15 protein-coding genes and 1 pseudogene are annotated in these 16,545 nt (G+C 58.4%); 9 read left to right on the top strand and 7 right to left on the bottom strand.

The genetic code is table 11. The features are described 5' to 3' along the window. Positions 1-27 precede the first annotated feature (27 nt). Together LU493_RS00855 and LU493_RS00850 are read left to right on the top strand one after the other, a co-directional pair. Entirely contained in the window at positions 28-1,521 is a 1,494-nt protein-coding gene (locus LU493_RS00855; RefSeq protein ID WP_275285887.1) for a tripartite tricarboxylate transporter permease, read from the top strand. A gap of 170 nt (positions 1,522-1,691) precedes the next feature. Next, positions 1,692-2,903 carry an aminotransferase class V-fold PLP-dependent enzyme gene (locus LU493_RS00850; protein WP_275285886.1) on the top strand — a complete coding sequence of 404 codons (1,212 nt, stop codon included), beginning with the start codon at positions 1,692-1,694 and terminating at the stop codon, positions 2,901-2,903. 40 nt (positions 2,904-2,943) lie between these two features. On the opposite strand, the gene LU493_RS00845 is transcribed toward LU493_RS00850, so the two are convergent. Together LU493_RS00845 and LU493_RS00840 are read right to left on the bottom strand one after the other, a co-directional pair. Beyond that, positions 2,944-3,591 carry a 5'-methylthioadenosine/S-adenosylhomocysteine nucleosidase gene (locus LU493_RS00845; protein WP_275285885.1) on the bottom strand — a complete coding sequence of 216 codons (648 nt, stop codon included), beginning with the start codon at positions 3,589-3,591 and terminating at the stop codon, positions 2,944-2,946. A gap of 340 nt (positions 3,592-3,931) precedes the next feature. Further along, complete coding sequence (locus LU493_RS00840) at positions 3,932-4,828, bottom strand: LysR family transcriptional regulator (protein WP_275285884.1); 897 nt, start codon at positions 4,826-4,828, stop codon at positions 3,932-3,934. A 232-nt stretch (positions 4,829-5,060) separates the two neighbouring features. Here LU493_RS00840 and LU493_RS00835 point away from each other — a divergent pair, with 232 nt between their 5' ends. The 3 genes from LU493_RS00835 (at position 5,061) to LU493_RS00825 (ending at position 8,021) form a co-directional block, all read left to right on the top strand. After that, the gene (locus tag LU493_RS00835) at positions 5,061-5,702 is read left to right on the top strand and encodes a glutathione S-transferase family protein (protein ID WP_275285883.1); all 642 of its coding nucleotides are present in this window, start codon (positions 5,061-5,063) and stop codon (positions 5,700-5,702) included. Positions 5,703-5,744: 42 nt separating this feature from the next. Continuing rightward, positions 5,745-7,418, top strand: a complete 1,674-nt coding sequence (locus tag LU493_RS00830; protein WP_275285882.1) for a pyridoxamine 5'-phosphate oxidase family protein — start codon at positions 5,745-5,747, stop codon at positions 7,416-7,418. A gap of 159 nt (positions 7,419-7,577) precedes the next feature. Next, complete coding sequence (locus tag LU493_RS00825) at positions 7,578-8,021, top strand: GNAT family N-acetyltransferase (RefSeq protein ID WP_275285881.1); 444 nt, start codon at positions 7,578-7,580, stop codon at positions 8,019-8,021. 32 nt (positions 8,022-8,053) lie between these two features. Here the strand turns inward: LU493_RS00825 and LU493_RS00820 are convergent, their stop codons facing one another. Beyond that, entirely contained in the window at positions 8,054-8,209 is a 156-nt protein-coding gene (locus LU493_RS00820; RefSeq protein ID WP_275285880.1) for a hypothetical protein, read from the bottom strand. Between the two features lie 715 nt (positions 8,210-8,924). Here LU493_RS00820 and LU493_RS00815 point away from each other — a divergent pair. From LU493_RS00815 to LU493_RS00805, 3 genes are read left to right on the top strand one after another with little or no spacing between them, the layout of a single operon-like run. Continuing rightward, positions 8,925-9,146, top strand: a complete 222-nt coding sequence (locus LU493_RS00815; RefSeq protein ID WP_275285879.1) for a hypothetical protein — start codon at positions 8,925-8,927, stop codon at positions 9,144-9,146. A gap of 38 nt (positions 9,147-9,184) precedes the next feature. Next, positions 9,185-10,360: a reverse transcriptase family protein gene (locus tag LU493_RS00810; protein WP_275285878.1), complete on the top strand. Its 1,176-nt coding sequence runs from the start codon at positions 9,185-9,187 to the stop codon at positions 10,358-10,360. Beyond that, on the top strand, positions 10,350-10,580 hold the full coding sequence (locus LU493_RS00805; protein ID WP_275285877.1) for a retron Se72 family effector protein: 231 nt from the start codon (positions 10,350-10,352) through the stop codon (positions 10,578-10,580). The genes LU493_RS00810 and LU493_RS00805 overlap by 11 nt, the downstream gene beginning before the upstream one ends. A 327-nt stretch (positions 10,581-10,907) precedes the next feature. Here the strand turns inward: LU493_RS00805 and LU493_RS00800 are convergent, their stop codons facing one another. Further along, complete coding sequence (locus LU493_RS00800) at positions 10,908-11,537, bottom strand: DUF6338 family protein (protein ID WP_275285876.1); 630 nt, start codon at positions 11,535-11,537, stop codon at positions 10,908-10,910. A 535-nt stretch (positions 11,538-12,072) separates the two neighbouring features. On the opposite strand from LU493_RS00800, the gene LU493_RS00795 reads away from it, so the two are divergent. Continuing rightward, entirely contained in the window at positions 12,073-12,816 is a 744-nt protein-coding gene (locus LU493_RS00795) for an abortive infection family protein (RefSeq protein WP_275285875.1), read from the top strand. Here the strand turns inward: LU493_RS00795 and LU493_RS00790 are convergent. From LU493_RS00790 to LU493_RS00780, 3 genes and pseudogenes are all read right to left on the bottom strand, one after another. Beyond that, a complete protein-coding gene (locus tag LU493_RS00790) occupies positions 12,788-13,684 on the bottom strand; it encodes an FRG domain-containing protein (RefSeq protein WP_275285874.1) in 897 nt (298 codons plus the stop codon). The two genes, LU493_RS00795 and LU493_RS00790, sit on opposite strands and share 29 nt — an antisense overlap. Positions 13,685-14,329: 645 nt before the next feature. Beyond that, positions 14,330-14,770 (bottom strand): annotated as a pseudogene (locus LU493_RS00785) (ATP-binding domain-containing protein); the annotation flags it as partial. Between the two features lie 118 nt (positions 14,771-14,888). After that, positions 14,889-16,094, bottom strand: coding sequence for a GGDEF domain-containing protein (locus LU493_RS00780; protein ID WP_275285873.1), 1,206 nt, complete (start codon positions 16,092-16,094; stop codon positions 14,889-14,891). Positions 16,095-16,545 lie beyond the last annotated feature (451 nt).

Below are 16,545 nucleotides of genomic sequence, written 5' to 3'. Positions count from 1 at the left end.
TCTGCGACCTCACTCAAGAGGCTCCCTATGGATGTATTGCTTCCTGCCCTCGGCAACGTGCTGACGCCGATGGCCCTGCTTACGCTGCTTCTCGGTACCCTAGCCGGCATGACGATCGGCTCACTGCCGGGACTCTCTTCGACGATGGGCGTGGCGTTGTGTATCCCCATCACCTTCAATATGCCGCCGGAGCTGGCCCTTATCCTGCTCGGCGCCGTCTACGTCAGCTCGGTCTATGGCGGGTCGGTGACGGCGATCCTGCTGCGCACCCCGGGCACGGACGCCTCCATCGCCACCGCGCTCGACGGCTATCCTCTGGCTACGGCTGGGCGGGGCGGGGAGGCGCTGGGCATGGCGACCCTCGCCTCGCTATTCGGCGGACTGTTCAGCGTGGTCGTGCTGATCGCCATCGCGCCGCCGTTGTCGACGGTGGCGCTGGCCTTCGGCCCCCAAGAGTACACTGTACTGGCGATCTTCGGGCTGGTGACCATCGTCGGGGTGGCATCGGACCGTCCCCTCAAGGGCGTGCTTTCGGCGGCGGTGGGGCTGGTGCTGGCCTGTGTGGGATTGGACGCCTTCACCGGCGTGCAACGCTTCACCTTCGGTTACAGCGAGTTGTTCGAGGGCGTGCCGCTGCTGCCGGTGCTGATCGGGCTGTTTTCGGTTTCCCAGGCCTTCAACCTCTGCGTTCCCGAAGGTGGTGGCGTGCTGGCCGGCAAGGGGCAGCAACTCAAGGGGCGCCGCCTGCCGCTGTGGCTCGACATTCGGCGCAGCCTGCGCACCCTGCTGCGCTCTTCCGTGATCGGGTCAGTGGTAGGCATCCTGCCCGGTGCGGGGACCAGCATCGCCTCCTTCATTTCTTACAACGAGGCACGTCGTCATTCCCCGACACCCGAGCGCTTCGGCAAGGGAGAGCTGGAAGGGGTAGCGGCCTCGGAGTCGGCCAACAACGCCGTAACCGGCGGTACCCTGATCCCTACCCTGACGCTGGGTATTCCCGGCAATGCGGTCACGGCGGTGTTCGTCGGCGGCTTGACCATCCACGGCATGATCCCTGGGCCGAGCCTATTTACCGACCACGCCGAGACCACCTACACCCTGATCCTCTCGCTGCTGTTCGCCAATGTGCTGTTCGCGGTGCTGGGGCTGTGGTTGTGTCGCTACCTGGTGGTGGTGACCAAGGTACCGGGGGCAGTGCTGGGGCCGATGATCCTGGTATTCAGCGTGATCGGCACCTATGCGTTGCGTAACGAGGTCTTCGACGTCTGGCTGGCGGTGGCCTTCGGCGTGGTGGGCTTTTTCATGGAGCGCTGGCGTTACCCTGGCGCGCCCTTGGTGATTGCCTTGATCCTGGGCCCCATCCTCGAGGTCAACTTCCGTCGCTCGATGCAGATCTCCCACTGGGACCTGAGCACGTTCTTTACCCGCCCCCTGTCGATGACGCTGTGCTTGCTGGTGGTGCTGGCATTGGCATATCCGCTCTGGAACCAGTGGCGCCGCCGGCGCAGCGCCGCTCACTGACCGTTTTCCCCATCGTGCTTGCAATACGACCCGGGCATTCGTCTGCCCGGTCGACGGAGATATTATCCATGACAACGACTTCGGCCCCCATCATGTCCATTCCCAAGAACATCCCTGCGGAAGGGATTCTTCTCCCTGACGCGCTGCTGAATCAGGTGCGAAATGCTTTCATGCACGTCGAAGCTTGCCCCTTTACGGGCAAGCGGGTTTTCTTCGAGAACGCCGGCGGATCGTTGACGCTCAAGTCGGTCGTCGAGCGCAGCGCCGAGGTGGCCGGCATTCCCGATAACGAACATCGCGACAATCTCGCCTCCAAGGCGGTGTCGAAGATCGTGGCGGATGGGCGCAGCGACCTGGCCAGCTTCATGGGCGCCAGCAGTGGTGTCATTCTGGGCGGTGAAACGGGCACCGAATGCTTGTTCCGCGTCATCCGTGCGGCGGCACTTGCCGTCGAGACGGGTGGCAGCATCGTGGCCAGCTCGTTGGAGCATCCCGCCACCTATGATGCGACTGCCCACTGGGCGCGCCGTACCGGCCGCGACTGGATCGAGGTTCCCTTCGACCCGGACACCGGGCGGGTGACAGCATCGCACTATGCGGACTGCGTGCGTCCGGATACCCGCATCGCGACCATACTGCATACCAGCCCGGTCACGGGCATGAGCATGGACGTTGCCGACATCGCGCGGACCATCCGTGCCGTTGCGCCCGAGTGCATGATCGTTGTCGACGGCATCCAGCATGCGCCGCATGGCTTCCTGAGCGTCGATGACTACGATGTCGATGCTTACGTCATCTCGCCCTACAAGGCGTATTGCCGTTTCAACAACGGCTATGCCTGGCTGTCCGATCGCCTGAGCGTGATCGATCACGAGCGGTTATCCGGCAAGCCCGCGGATGCCTGGGAGCTGGGTAGCCGCGACCCTTCGGCCTTGGCCGGCGTCAGCGAGATGGTCGACTACCTCGTCTGGCTTGGCAGCAGCTTCACCGAGGCGCCTACGCGCAGAGACCGCCTGGTTGCCGCTGGCCAGGCGATGCGCGCTCATGAACGCGCCCTGGTGCATCGATTGTTGGAAGGCGGAACCGGCCTGCCGGGACTGGGCGACTATCCTGGCGTGCATCTCATCGGTCCGGGTGACTCTCCCTACCGCGAAGGGGTGGTATCGTTTGCCGTCGACGACCTCGATGCCAAGCATGTCGTCGCCGAGCTTGGGGCGCGCGGCATACGCGTCCACGCGCGAAGTGACGACGTCTTCTCGGGCAACATTCTGCGCCCGCTGGGGCTGAAGGCGGTTACCCGCATCTCCCTGGCGCACTACAACAGCGTGGAGGAAGTCGACGCCTGCTTGGAGGCTTTGTCTGAGGTGTTGCCGCGGCGCTGATGCATCGAGATACCGCGCCCGCGCGTGGGAAGGTGGCGCGTCAGCAGCCCTCCTTGAGTGCTTCTCCCAACCTCTCCACCGCGGCGGCCAGCGTCTCGTCGATGATGTGCAGATATTCCGTCCAGTCGTCGACGTGGTGCAGCTCCGCCTTGCCGTCCGAGATGCCGCGCAGCACCACCAGTGGGACGGCAAAGCGCGTGCAGGCACGCAGGCAAGCGTAACTCTCCATGTCCACCATGTCGGCGGCGATGGCGTCATACGCCGCGCCCGAGACGATATCGGCGCCGGTCGAGAGTGTCGCCTCACGAATCCCGGGAATGCGCAGCGGTAGGGGCAGGATGGCCGGCAGGTCGAGGAAGGGCGTGACGCCCTTCTCGAAGCCCAGCGGCGAGGCGTCCATGTCGCGATAAGCCACTGACGTCGCCTGATAGACCTCGGTCTGCTCCAGCGCCCGGCTGCCCGCCGAACCTAATGACACCACTAGGTCCGGCAGCCGCCCAAGCGTTTCCAGTTCGGCCAGCGCCGCGGTGAGTTCCACCGCTGCTTCCACCGGCCCCACGCCGGTCATGAAGGGAGTAAATCGCTTCCTGAGGTGCGGGCCGTATTCGGCGTCCGCCGCCATCACGAAGAGCACGGAGCGGCCGCCGAGCTTCGTCAGCGGCGCCGGTGCAAGTGGTGCATGACTCATCCCGAGAGTCTCCCGCAGCCGATCAATGCCACCATCATGGCGGGCAGGGGCGTTGGCGCCAAGGTGTCAAGGATGTGTGGGCAAGGACGCTATCGTTCGCTTCAGATCGTCGAAGGAGGTGGGGCCGGTTTCGTGCATGGGGGTGAGATACTGATGTTAGGCCCCCGTGTCGCTGGGTGAAACGCAGCGCGGCGGTGGTCGTGTCCGTGAAGAAGATCGCGATGGCGCTGATGGGGCGTCCGCCGAGTCCGAGATCATCGGCAGCGAGATCGGCCGTCGTGCCCTCGGCGTTGCCGATGTCGGCGGCCGCCAACAGGTGCAGAAAACGTCACTCACGGCATTACCGGAGTATCTCGATTCGACGCAGCTGCGGCGCGGCGAAGTCGATGAAGGCCCTCACCTTGGCCGCGGCCCGGCGCCCCTCCACGTGCACGAGGTGGATCGGAAGCGGGGCGGGCTCGTGAGCCTCCAGCACCGTCTCGAGCTCGCCGGACGCGAGGTCGGGGCCGACCTGATAGGACAGCACCCGGCACAGCCCCCAGCCCCGCTTGGCGGTGCCGATGGCCGCCGCCACGCTGCTCACCGAGAGCTGGGGATTCACCCTGGCCGTCTCGGCGCCATCCGCGCCGAATCGCCACTCTCGCGACGGCGCGGCCGAGGCCAGCGAGACGACGCGATGCGAGGCGAGATCGCTCGGCCGCTGCGGGCGCCCCCAGGCGGCGAAATAGTCCGGTGAGCCGCAGATCACACGCCGGACCTGCCCGATGCGCACCGCGGTGAGCTCGGAGGAGGGCAGGTGGCCGATGCGCACGGCGAGATCGAAGCCTTCCTCGACCAGGTTGACGATGCGATCGAGCATCAGCACCTCGGCGCGCACCTGGGGATGACGGTCCAGGAAGTCGGTGATCAGCGGCGTGACATAGATGCGCCCGAACTCCTGGGGGCAGGTGATGCGCAGCTGTCCGACCGGCGTGTTGGCCGCTCCCGAGGCGGCGTCGTCGGCCGCCTGTAGCTGGACGAGGATGTCCCGCACTTCCGCGAGGTACGACCGGCCGACGTCGGTCAGCCGCACGCGCCGGGTCGAACGGGTGAACAGCCGCGCGCCGAGCGCGGCCTCCAGCGTGTTGATGGCGCGGGTGGCCGAGGGCGCGCTGAGCCCGGTGGCGCGGGCGCCCCGGGCAAAGCTCTCCGCCTCGGCCACGGCGACGAACACTTTCAGGGCCTGTAGACGATCCATGGGCGCTCGATGGTGTCGGGGTAAACGCAGCGTTTCAGGGTTTAGATAGTTTCAGAATTCAAAATAGTACCTTTCATTGTAGGTATATTCTTCCATAGATTGCCGATGCGTAAAGTGGGCGCCACGAACTCGCCGCATCGCGGGCGCCCGCCCTTCATGGCGGAGGCAGGGCGCTCGCGGTTCGGCGCCGAGGTCCATCGGGACCCGTCTCGTCACTGGAAGGAGCCCTGCCATGATGCAAGCCAATGCCCTCAACGACGCCTCCGTGCAGCTCTATCGCAACCCCAAGTCCGGCCATTGCCATCGCGTCGAGCTGATGCTCGCGCTGCTGGGGGTGCCTTACGAGACCGTCGACCTCGACATGGCCAACGGCGCCCACCGCGAGCCCGGCTATCTGGCGATCAGCCCGCTGGGGCAGGTGCCGGCGATCGATGACAACGGCATCACCCTGGCGGACTCCAACGCCATCATCACCTACCTGGTCGAGCGCTACGGCGAGCCCGCCACCTGGATCGGCACCGATCCGCTCGAGAAGGCGCGGGTGCAGCGCTGGCTCTCCATTGCCGCCGGCGAGATCGCCGCCGGCCCCTGCGCCGCACGCCTGGTTACCGTATTCGGTGCGCCGCTCGATCACGAGGCCGCCAAGGCCAAGGCGCACGAGCTGCTGGCGATGATCGACACCCACCTCGACGGCCGCGACTGGCTGGCGGCCGACAGGCCGACGCTGGCCGACATTGCGGGTTACAGCTACATCGCCCACGCCCCCGAGGGCGGCGTGAGTCTCGCGCCCTACCCGAACATTCGCGCCTGGCTCTCACGCATCGAGGCGCTGCCTCGCTTCATCGGCATGGCGCGCTCGCTGTCACTCGCCTGAGACGAGGCGCGCCGAGCCCACGACACTCGAGAGGGAGCAGGCATGACATCCGATACGACGTCTCGCCACGACACGCCTTTCCATGCGGGAGAGCTCGACGCCCAGCGGCGCGCCGGCGTGGAACACATCGCCCGCTCGGCCGGTAGCTTCATTCGCGACCGCATGCCCGAGCAGCACCGGGAATTCTTCGCGGCGTTGCCCTTCATGGTCGTCGCCGCCGGCGACGCACAGGGGCGCCCGTGGGTGACGATGCTGGAAGGGAAGGACGGCTTCATCGCCTCGCCCGATCCGCGCACGCTGACCATCGCCGCCACGCTCGCCGATCACGATCCGCTGGCCGAGGCCATTGGCGCCGGCACCGAGATCGGTATGCTCGGGATCGAACTCGCCACACGGCGGCGCAACCGGGCCAACGGCAGCATGCGCCCCGCGGGTGATGCCTTCGTCGTCGAGGTGAGCCAGAGCTTCGGCAACTGCCCGCAATACATCCGCGAACGCGAATGGCGGCGGGTCGAGCCATCGCCCGTCGACGCGCGGGTATCGCACCGCCTCGAGGCGTCGCAGCGCGCACGCATCGCCTCGGCCGACACCTTCTTCATCGGAACCGGTGTCAGCGCCGACGCGGATGCGGCTTTCGGCGGCGAGCCCCCGGCCCGCGGGTACGATGCATCGCATCGCGGCGGGGAGCTCGGCTTCGTTCGCGTGCTCGATGAGCGCACCCTGCAGATCCCGGACTACGCCGGCAACAACTTCTTCAACACCCTCGGCAACCTGCTTCGCGACCCGCGCGTGGGGCTGCTGTTCGTCGACTTCGAGACGGGCGGCATGTTGCAGCTCACCGGTCGCGCCAGGATCGACTGGGCGCCGCAGGCCAGTCACGACCCCAATGCACAGCGCCTGATCGAGGTGACGGTCGAGCGCGTCGTGGACCGCCCAGCGGCGCTGGCACTGAGGTGGCATCGGCAAGACGAGGCACCGCTGCGGCTCGAGGTCATCGACAAGGTGGCCGAAAGCGACCGCATTACCTCCTTCCACCTGGCCGATGCCGACGGCGGCAGGCTGCCGCCCTTCGAGGCCGGCCAGCACCTGGCGGTCGAGCTGGCGATACCGGATCGGTCGGAGCGGGTCGGGCGCAGCTACTCGCTCTCGGGCTCGCCGTACGCCGAGAGCTACCGGCTCAGCGTCAAGCGTGAGGACGACGGCCTCGCCTCACGCTTCCTGCACGACCGGCTCGAGGTCGGCGACCGTATCTCGGCGCGCCCGCCCGCGGGGGCGTTCGTCGTGCCGCCGTCGCGGGAGTCGCTGGTGCTGGTCAGCGCCGGGGTGGGCATCACGCCGATGCTGGCGATGCTGCACCAGCTCGTAGCCGAGGACGCCGACCGCCCCGTGTGGTTCGTGCATGGCACGCAGCATGGTGGAACACATGCCTTCCGGACCGAAGTCGAGGAACTGGTGGCCGCGTCCGACGCCAATACGAGTCGCATCCACTCTCGCATTTACTACAGCGCGCCGCGCGCGGAGGACCAGGCCGGCGTTGACTATCAGGCCCAGGGGCGGATCACGGCGGGCGATCTCGTCGTCCTCGGGGCCGGGCCCGAGGCGCGCTACCTGCTCTGCGGCCCGGCGGGGTTTCTCGCCGAACTGAGCGCCGGCTTGGAGGCGGAAGGCGTCGACGCCGAGCGAATCGACTTCGAGACCTTCGGCCCCGCGGGATGACGGCGGCACACGCCGCTCACCGGCGCGTTCCTCATTTGACACCGGCAGGCGGCATAGCGTCTTTTATCCAGCGGCGGTGGCCGATGCGACTTCGCATGGTCGCCTGCTGGGTCGGTCAGGCAATAACTGGCGGCATATGACGCTACAAGGGAGTGTTCGATGAACGTCGAGAGCGTAGGGAAACAAGACTATCGGCAACTGCTGGACGTCTGGGAGGCATCGGTCAGGGAGACGCATGACTTCCTGCGCGAACAGGATCTCCTGGAGCTGAAGCCACTCATCTACGAGCAGTATTTCGGCGCGGTAGACCTGACCTGTTTCAGGGGTGAAAGCGGTGAAATCCTCGGCTTCTGCGGCGTGCATGACGGCAACATCGAGATGCTGTTCATCGCGCCGCATGCGCGCGGCGAAGGCATTGGTTCCTTGCTGCTGGATGATGCGGTGACCGCCCAAGGCGCCACCAGAGTGGACGTCAACGAACAGAACCCACAAGCGCTGGGCTTCTACCAGCACAAGGGGTTTGCCGTCAGGGACCGCTCACCGCTCGACGGGCTGGGCAAGCCCTACCCGCTGCTGCATATGGAGCTGGTGGGTACGCCGTGATGCGCCGTGGCTATGGCCTCGACGGTGGCGCCTCAGCCCGTCAATAAGCCCTCGCCGAGCGCCTCCCCCAGCCGGTCCACCGCGGCGGCCAGCTTTTCGTCGATGACATGGAGGTATTCCGTCCAGTCGTCGACGTGGTTGAGCGCCGCCTTGCCATCCGAGATGCCGCGCAGCACCACCAGCGGCACTTTGAGGCGCGTGGGCAGGCGTAGCTCTCAATGTCGACCATGTTCGCGGAGGTGGCCCCGACAGCCACATCCCGGCATGAGGTGTGACGGTATTTACCTGACAGTCGGCCGCTGAAAAGCAAAGTGGCCATAGTGCCCCCATGGGCGCTGGAGGCTTGGCACACTGGGCCTCGCTTGAGGCATCGACGCAGCAGGAGAAGGGAATACTGTCCTTTCACAGCTTCTGAGGCACATGTCTTTCGCACAGCCGTCATCTCGTCAGGCTGCGAACAAGCATCAGCGATGTGGAAACACCTCTTCGTTAAAAAAAAGTTGGAGGAGAAAGCTGGATATCATTTCCAACTGACGGTGGCTACAGACCTACGTATTAGATGCAACAGCCTTGATGAGCTATCGGCCGACTGCTAAAGTGCACTTGGGGCTGCACACAGCCTCTCCGCTCTTTAAGAAATGGCTATTACTGCAGCAAAGAAATCGACGCTAGAGTCTAGCTCTAGCGACTTCTATCAATAAGCATAGAAGTCATGACCGCCCTCCCGGGGGCCCTCGGTCGCGCAGGCAAGCGTGTGCAATTTTGCAGCCTTATATTGCGACAATTGTCTGGCAAGAAGCTAAGTATTAACTCACTTCCAACATTACATTCTTTGCAAGTGCGACACACCTCGGTCTGGCCAGTCAACCAATACCGGTTGGCTGAAACTGAGGAGAGTTGTCGATGAAAATCGAAAAAACCATTATTGTTCGCATCAGTAATAGTCACGAAGAGCTTGATGCTTCACCTAGAGATAGGCAGCATCAAGAAGGAGTTGGAGTGAGTGAGATTATCCGCCGCACAATTCGCAGTGGATACTACATCTTCGGTTTGATTCACTTGATCGTAGCCTACCATGAGAATCTCACGGAGCAGGTTGCGAACATACTTAGTCGATTGATCTAATACTTAGCTTCACCTTAAATCTTCATGGACGATGCTTAATGGCAGATAAGCCATATTACCCAAACGGATCAATTGCGAGCGTTGACACTCTAGCTAAGGTGCTGGGTGTCCGCGCTTCTTTTCTTACATCGATAGCAAAAAAATCAAAAAGCTCATATGTCTCTTTTGAAGTAGAGACCAAAAACAAAACTCGCTGGGTATATGAACCCAAGCCTAGCTTAAAACACATACAGAAAAAGATAAACTCTAGAATCTTTACCCGCGTGCACTATCCCTCCTACCTGATGGGTGGAATCAAAGATACACAAAAACCCAGAGACTATATAAGCAATGCCTCAGTGCATGCCAAAGCAGAAACACTGATCAGCCTAGATATTAAAGACTTCTTTCCCAACACACGTGAAGTTTACATAAAAGATATATTCAAAAATCTTTTTGAATTCAGTGAAGAGGTTAGCTCTACCCTCACAAGCTTAGTGTCACTTGAAAGTCGTCTTCCTCAAGGCGCTTGCACCTCCTCCTACGTTGCCAACTTGATTTTCCACAACTCCGAATATGAAGTAGTTTCAAAACTTCGCCAGCGTGGAATAAACTACACACGTCTATTAGACGACATCACTCTTTCATCCAAAAAATCTCTTAGCCGGGAAGAGCGAGAAGGAGCGATAGCTCTTGTAATTGCAATGCTGACGAAGTATGACTTCAACCTTAATAACAAAAAGACAAAAGTGGAATACAAAACAAATATTGGATCAACATATGAAGTAACAGGAGCTTGGGTAAGGCATGGGAAGCCAAAGCTAAGAAAAAAAGAGCGCAACGAGATAAGACATTTAGTTCATATCGTCGAGAAAAAGCATTCTGAAAACCCATATAATGAAGAATATCATGAAATCTGGAACAGAGCATCTGGGCTCGTAGCTAAGCTAGCAAGGTTCGGGCATAACAATGAGTCGAAGAAGCTCAGGGAGCGACTAAAATCCGTCCTCCCTCTTTACGATGATGCTAAAGCAGAAACATTAAGAGTACAGGCGATCAAACTAATAAGAAGAAAGGATGCTAACAAGATCAGCTATAACGAAGGCACCAAGAAGTCTGTCAACAAGATGATTCATGACCTTGGAATTTTATCTAGAACTCGCCCGGATATCTCCAAACCGCTTAGAAAGCAAATTCGAAGCTGCTTTTCAGGAATAGTTTTTGATGAAACATGAAGTTACGGAACGCGAAACTGGAACAATAAACCATTACAGCAACTTAAAAGGATTTGGCTTTATACGAAGAAAAAAAGGCAAGGATGTTTTTTTCTTCTATGAAGACTTTGTTGATGGTGATGCCGATGTGGTTATTGGGGACACAGTGAGTTTTGAAGTAAAAAAAATGCCCAAGGGGCCCCGGGCTTATAAGATCGAACCTTTTCATAAAGAGTCTTAGCGGTTACTCAAGCAAAGCTATTATTTTATAGGTTTTTACGCTAAGACTTTTTGGGCACCTTAGCGGGCTGCTTAGCCACGCTATTCTCAGAAGACTTGCCTTGTTGTTTCCCCATAGGCATATACCCTCTTTGTTGAGGTTGATATCCATCATTTGTATTGATTGGCTTACCTGTTGATTTTTTTGTCATTTTCTCAACTCTTTTTCGGTGGCTTTGCTGGAGTTTTCCTTTCACCTGTTCCCGTCGGAGTAACGCGTCCCGGCTGATGACCGCCTGTAACTTTACCGGAATTACTCCTCAGGCTTCCACGGCTGCCATTATGGTTACTACCCTTCGGCTTTGTCATAATCAAACCTCTCATCACCACTTATGAACTGTATATGTGATATCTCGGAATCCATTATCAAGATACCTGCAGATCCATTTTTAGGACCTGTAGGAAATCCATCCTCGTCCACATGGTACTCAATATCAAGAAGAATTTGATAGTTGTCTGGCAAATCAGAAAAAAATGCATCCTTGTCTAACTGACCTGCTATCACTTCTCCGTTTTTCAAATGGACCGACAAAATCAGCCCTTCACTTTTATCATTTAAGTATTGTCCAAAAGTATAGTCCCAAGCGATTTTGCTGGGGTGTCGGTTGAACAAAAGAAAGCGGCGGCTAAGAACAGACCAAGCCTTCGCGACCATAAATGGGACAACAACTATTGCAAATATAGATGGAGGCGCCGCTAAATTAAACTCCCAAGAAAAGCCTTCTAAATTTATCGACACCTCATCCGGAAAGATACTAATAATGCTAAAGCATATGGCACCAAACACGATCGCATTTAGAATCAACTCATTTGGAGATTGCTTTCCATAAGGATGCAAAAGCCCCCAGATGCGCACGCCCACTAAACCGGGAATAACATAGCTAAGCAAAAAGTTAATTCCAAAAGAGTCGAGTGCCACCGTTTCCCACCACTGAAGTTATAGATAAAGTCAGTCTCTCGCCCTACCTTACCTTTGTCAACCACGGGCATGGCTGTGAACAGAAAATGCCTGCTACAGGATGGTTTTCTATTGGTCTCATATCAGCTTACCTAACGATCTTTCGAAGCCTCTACCTTTTATATTAATCAAGCCGTTAACTGATCACGCTAATCGCTAACTAAACTTTATTTCATTAAGCATACCTCACGCCATACCATACATGCTGTTCGCCTTTATGCCGCTTCATACGTGTACATGAATGGATGGCAGAATGCTTTGATGCCAGCCGATTAGACGGTCTGGGGGACGTGTCTGGACAACTCAGGAGTGGGCGTTGGGGCGGGTGAAGGGAATCGCCCCTTCTCAAAAAATTACTAGTAAAATCAGTTGGTTGCGCGAATTAGGTAGCCATCTGTAGCCGCTACTGTAGTCACTCGCGTAGCCAGCGATTACGAGGAATTGTACAGTTGTGCCTGAGGTGCTGGCAAATGGGCTCAATCGCTGAGGACAATCCATGGATAGACAGTTCCTACTAGAGCAAGCTGAATCAATGCAGAACATGATGGTGGCCCGCGCCACAGGTGGGGATGCTAGCGATTTCGAATACTTTCAGATTCGAGCCGCTTTGCTAGATGACCCAAGCATAGCGCAGCTCGTTCCTCAGATGGTCAAGACATGCCGTTCACCAAGCCAGTTCTGGAGCTTCATCAAGAAAATCGAGCAGTATGAACCTAGAAGACAGTTCATCTGGAGCGAGTTTAGGCCTCTTCTCGACAAGCTGGAGCAAGTAGGTGCTCCATCTGACATGGCCATTACCGATACACTTGAAAATTTTGACTCGACTCATTTCCATATGGCCTGGCAGAAGACGTTGTCTCGAAGAACATCGGACCCTGAAGGTGCTATCACAATGTCCAAGTCTCTAATTGAAAGTGTCTGCAAGCACATCATAGAGGAGGTGGAGGGACAGGAGTACTCAGGCAGAAGCGATGACCTGCCAGCTTTGTATCGTAAGGCATCACTAGCACTGAACCTTGCACCAGAACAACACATGGAGGAAACCTTCAAGCGTATTCTGGGAGGGTGCTCTAACATAGTCACTGGTCTTGGTGAGCTTCGTAATAAAGTTGGAGATGCTCATGGCCAAGGGCCTCGGCCAGTTAAGCCGAGTCCTCGACATGCTGAATTTGCAGTCAACCTCGCTGGCACGATGGCTGCCTTTTTGATTGCTACACTCGAGGTGAGGAAAAATCCCTAATTTCCTGATCCAAATCTTCCAGAAGCATGGTTTCAATTGAGTCTTTCGCAGCACCGTCGTGGCCAGGAAAGAGTGTCGCTGTAGTTACTCCTAACATTTCTATCTGTCGCATCAGATTGTATGCTTCCGAAAGAGGGAGAAGATGCCTTTTTAGGTAGTTCCGGGAATGTCTATGATTCAAAAGATCAAGATCACCAAGCTCAAAGCCTTTGATAAACGTAAAGCGCCCCTTCTGAGCGGCTAAGTTCTGGCTGGTGGAGCCTGGAGCATGTCTAATCTTAAAGGTTTCCTTGAATCCTGCTGCTTGAATTGTGTCAAGTTCTACAACGGCGAGCATCCACTCTGAAAGGTTTGCATCTTCTCTCTGTGAAAGCAGCCTTCTCCGTTCATGTATGGCCTGGGAAACAGTAAAGTAGCAAGAAACTAATGGTGAAGTTGTCCAGTCTAAGAGTCGTGTAGGAACCCCGTGGTGCTGTGCTTGTGCAAGGAAGTGAAATACAGCATTGTCATCTGACGGCCAAAGGCTTGGGTACTTAAATAAATCTACGACACGTCCATGACTGTTCGGCCCTCTTGGTTCTAATAGAAATTCTCTTAGCTGGTCGCTATCTCCAGCCACTTTTAGCCCGGCATCATCGCAAGCATTTACAAATCTTGCTAAGTACGCGATTTCCTTAAATGCCCTTGAGTCATCAGCGTAGATGGCATTCAGCTTGCGAGACCCTGTGGCCCTTGAAATTGATGGGCTGAGAGTCCAAGTCTGATGGCCTAGCCCTCTATAAATAATGCCCGCACTTTGGTTGGCAATAAAATGTTTCAGAAGTTCTGAGGCATTGTGATGCTCAATCTGAGGTATCTCATCCCACATCGTTTATTCCTGCTTATCTTGATGATTCATGTCCATTTAAAATTTGCATGAAAAAAAAGATCATGCCAGACATTCTCAGAATTAGTTTATGGGTTGCCCCATCACTTTGCCTCAGTGTCAACGATAATATCCTGAAGTCATATCATTAGGGAGGACCAGAAGCAATATCCATCCATCGGCGAGCGCCTTTCCAAGCGTCGACAAGCTCTTCCCGTAGGGATCCGGTTTATGCCCCTGCTTCCCTGAGAGACACGCACAGCCACGCCGAGTCCGCCTTCTGGTCTATCCCCTGGCCGTCTCGGGTGGTTCGCAAAAACAAACCAGGGCACACAGACGAGCAAATAATCTGCAAGCTGTGCGTCCTCGGCGTTCATCCTGTAGAGCCGCGTCGGTCTGCCTGTCGATGGGCTTCTGAGACCGTAACCATTTGAGTATACCTGAGCGAGCACAGCCTGCATCCCGCGGTGTTCGTGTTCATAAGCAGCCAGTTACAATCCAAGTGAGCACTTACAGTATGAACATATCCAAATGAACACATGAGCGTTTGTGGATATGCCAATGGAACAAGCGGTCTCACCTTCGAGTTTCCACCGATGACCAGAATGCGAGTCGCGTCCGTGACATTAATAAGGGAGCCGGTGCCTATCAACTCCCCAACCCACTCACCCTCATCACCCGTCTCTGTGACGCGTCCATCAGCTGGCCGCGGCCGGTTTCCACCAGCGTCAGCCAGTGGCGGTCGCTGGTGATGCTGGTGTAGACCAGTTCCCGGGTGAGGATGGGGTTGGGCGCGTCGGGCAGTATCAGGGCGGCGTGGGTGAACTCCGAGCCTTGGGACTTGTGCACGGTCATGGCGAAGACGGTTTCTACGGCTTGCAGGCGCGAGGGCAGTACCTACTTGATGCGATCAGTGCCGTCGCCGGCGGGGAAGGCCACCCGCAGCAGACGGCGGCTGTTACCGTTGGGGGAAGTGTTCGGGCGCGGCATGTCCAGGGTGATGCCGATATCGCCGTTCATCAGCCCCAGGCCGTAGTCGTTCTTGGTGACCAGCACCGGGCTGTTGGGGTACCAGCGTTGGCGGCCCTCCTGGCTGTCGATCAGCTTTTTCACCAGGCCGATTCCGCGGGAGGCCATCATGGAGCTGCCAGGGCCGCTGACCGCTCCTGTTGGGATGTGAGGTAGGTAGCGGTATCGGGGGGCTGCTTTAAACCTCGTCTTTCACTTCGTGGCCCAATACGACCCGGTTCCTGCCACCGTGCTTGCCGGCGTAGAGGGCGCGGTCGGCCTGGTTGATCAGGACGCCCAGGTCGGTTTTCTCGTCGAGAACTCCGGCGATGCCGACGGTAACGGTCAGGCGGTGGTCGGGCATGGCGTCTATCACCGGCAGCTCGCTGACCTTCTGCTGCAGGCGCTCCGCAACCGCCCGCGCGTCCTTAGGGTAGGTGTTTGGCAGGGCGACCATGAACTCCTCGCCGCCGAAGCGCCCGATCACGTCCTGGGGCCTAAGGGAGCGCTTGCAGGTTTCCGCGATGGCGGTCAGCACCGTGTCGCCCTGGCGGTGCCCCCAGGTGTCGTTGATGGCCTTGAAGTGGTCCACGTCGATCATGAACAGGCTGAAGGGCGCCTTCTCGAGCCGTGCGCGCCGCAGCAGCGCCTCGGCACGCGCCATGAAGTGGCGGCGCGAGTCCAGGCCCGTCAGCGCATCCTGCTCGGCGACCTGGCGCAGCTGGGCCTCCAGCGACTTGCGGTGCGCGATCTCCTCGACCAGCTGGCGGTTCTGGACACGCTCGTCCTGAAGGAGCGCGAACTGCTTGCGCTGAAGTGTTTCCAGGCGCAGCAGCGCGAAGAACCCCACGGCGTTGGCCATGATCACCAGCAGCAGGATGCGCAGGGTGACCACGACAGAGATGTCGGCCACCGACACTGCCGTGGTCAGGAAGCCTACGCTCAGATAGAGGCTGGCGATGGCCACCACGGGCAAGAGGTTGGGGATCAGCAGGTAGAACGCCGTGATGGCCACTAGCAATGAGGTGACCTGGGTGGGGAGACTCTCGGGCCGTAGGGGCACGATCAGGATGATGCCCGTCGCCAGGATCCAGAGGGGGAGGGCGTGTAGCCAGATCCGGCGGTTATAGTCGCCGACGCGACCGATCAGGAAAGCGAGAACGAGGCAAGAGACCACCACCACCAGGCGCATGACGAGCAGCAGATAGAGCTCCGTGCTCACGCCGGTGTAGTGGTAGTCGGAGATGGCGAACATGCCGAAGACCAGCGCCGCCACGCAGAGCGACAGACTGGATTCGAGCCGCACCCTGGGCGCGATCTCCCGGCGATACATCGCTTCCCTGGCCGTTTCGCGGAACTGACCGGTCAGCCGGTGCAGGAGGTATCTTGTGTTGGGTGACGGCACAGGCTGACTCTCCGCGTCCTGTAGTGAGTGAAAACCTCACCACTCTGGCCTTGGAGGTGAGCTCCTCTCATGCCGGCTTGGTGAAATATAAACGTTTCAAGGTAGCGGCAAGTCAGGTGAGTGCCAATGATCCCCGGTATCACCCGCCGTTCCATTGCATCAAGCAATGGACCCCGCCCGGCCTCGACCAGGATGAGCCAGTGCTTGGCGCGGGTCCCGTGCGGATGCAGGTGCATCGCATCAGGCATGCCTGAAGCTAACGACGATATGACGCCATGACGCAAAGAAAACCAAGGTTTTGTTTAGATACGGGTGTCATGGTGATGCGAGAGAACAGTCAGTGGCGGCCCTATGCAGCGGCTGATGCCACAGACCGCTCTTTGGAGCGGCTACAGGGTTCGGTGTGCGGGTACGTTCGGACGTTCGAGCCGGTCTACAAGGGGCTGGTGTT

This window comes from Halomonas elongata (assembly GCF_029081005.1).
In the GTDB taxonomy this organism is placed as follows: domain Bacteria; phylum Pseudomonadota; class Gammaproteobacteria; order Pseudomonadales; family Halomonadaceae; genus Halomonas; species Halomonas elongata_B.
Note: the sequence above shows the minus strand (reverse complement) of the source record. Positions and strands in the feature narration are given on the sequence as shown.

What these genes read in the sequence shown, in the direction of transcription:
- LU493_RS00795 (WP_275285875.1), top strand. Translation starts at nt 12,073, where the DNA reads ATGGATAGACAGTTCCTACTAGAGCAAGCTGAATCAATGCAGAACATG.
- LU493_RS00830 (WP_275285882.1), top strand. Translation starts at nt 5,745, where the DNA reads ATGACATCCGATACGACGTCTCGCCACGACACGCCTTTCCATGCGGGA.
- LU493_RS00855 (WP_275285887.1), top strand. Translation starts at nt 28, where the DNA reads ATGGATGTATTGCTTCCTGCCCTCGGCAACGTGCTGACGCCGATGGCC.
- LU493_RS00850 (WP_275285886.1), top strand. Translation starts at nt 1,692, where the DNA reads ATGCACGTCGAAGCTTGCCCCTTTACGGGCAAGCGGGTTTTCTTCGAG.
- LU493_RS00805 (WP_275285877.1), top strand. Translation starts at nt 10,350, where the DNA reads ATGAAACATGAAGTTACGGAACGCGAAACTGGAACAATAAACCATTAC.
- LU493_RS00845 (WP_275285885.1), bottom strand. Translation starts at nt 3,591, where the DNA reads ATGAGTCATGCACCACTTGCACCGGCGCCGCTGACGAAGCTCGGCGGC.
- LU493_RS00815 (WP_275285879.1), top strand. Translation starts at nt 8,925, where the DNA reads ATGAAAATCGAAAAAACCATTATTGTTCGCATCAGTAATAGTCACGAA.
- LU493_RS00835 (WP_275285883.1), top strand. Translation starts at nt 5,061, where the DNA reads ATGATGCAAGCCAATGCCCTCAACGACGCCTCCGTGCAGCTCTATCGC.
- LU493_RS00810 (WP_275285878.1), top strand. Translation starts at nt 9,185, where the DNA reads ATGGCAGATAAGCCATATTACCCAAACGGATCAATTGCGAGCGTTGAC.
- LU493_RS00825 (WP_275285881.1), top strand. Translation starts at nt 7,578, where the DNA reads ATGAACGTCGAGAGCGTAGGGAAACAAGACTATCGGCAACTGCTGGAC.
- LU493_RS00840 (WP_275285884.1), bottom strand. Translation starts at nt 4,828, where the DNA reads ATGGATCGTCTACAGGCCCTGAAAGTGTTCGTCGCCGTGGCCGAGGCG.
- LU493_RS00790 (WP_275285874.1), bottom strand. Translation starts at nt 13,684, where the DNA reads ATGTGGGATGAGATACCTCAGATTGAGCATCACAATGCCTCAGAACTT.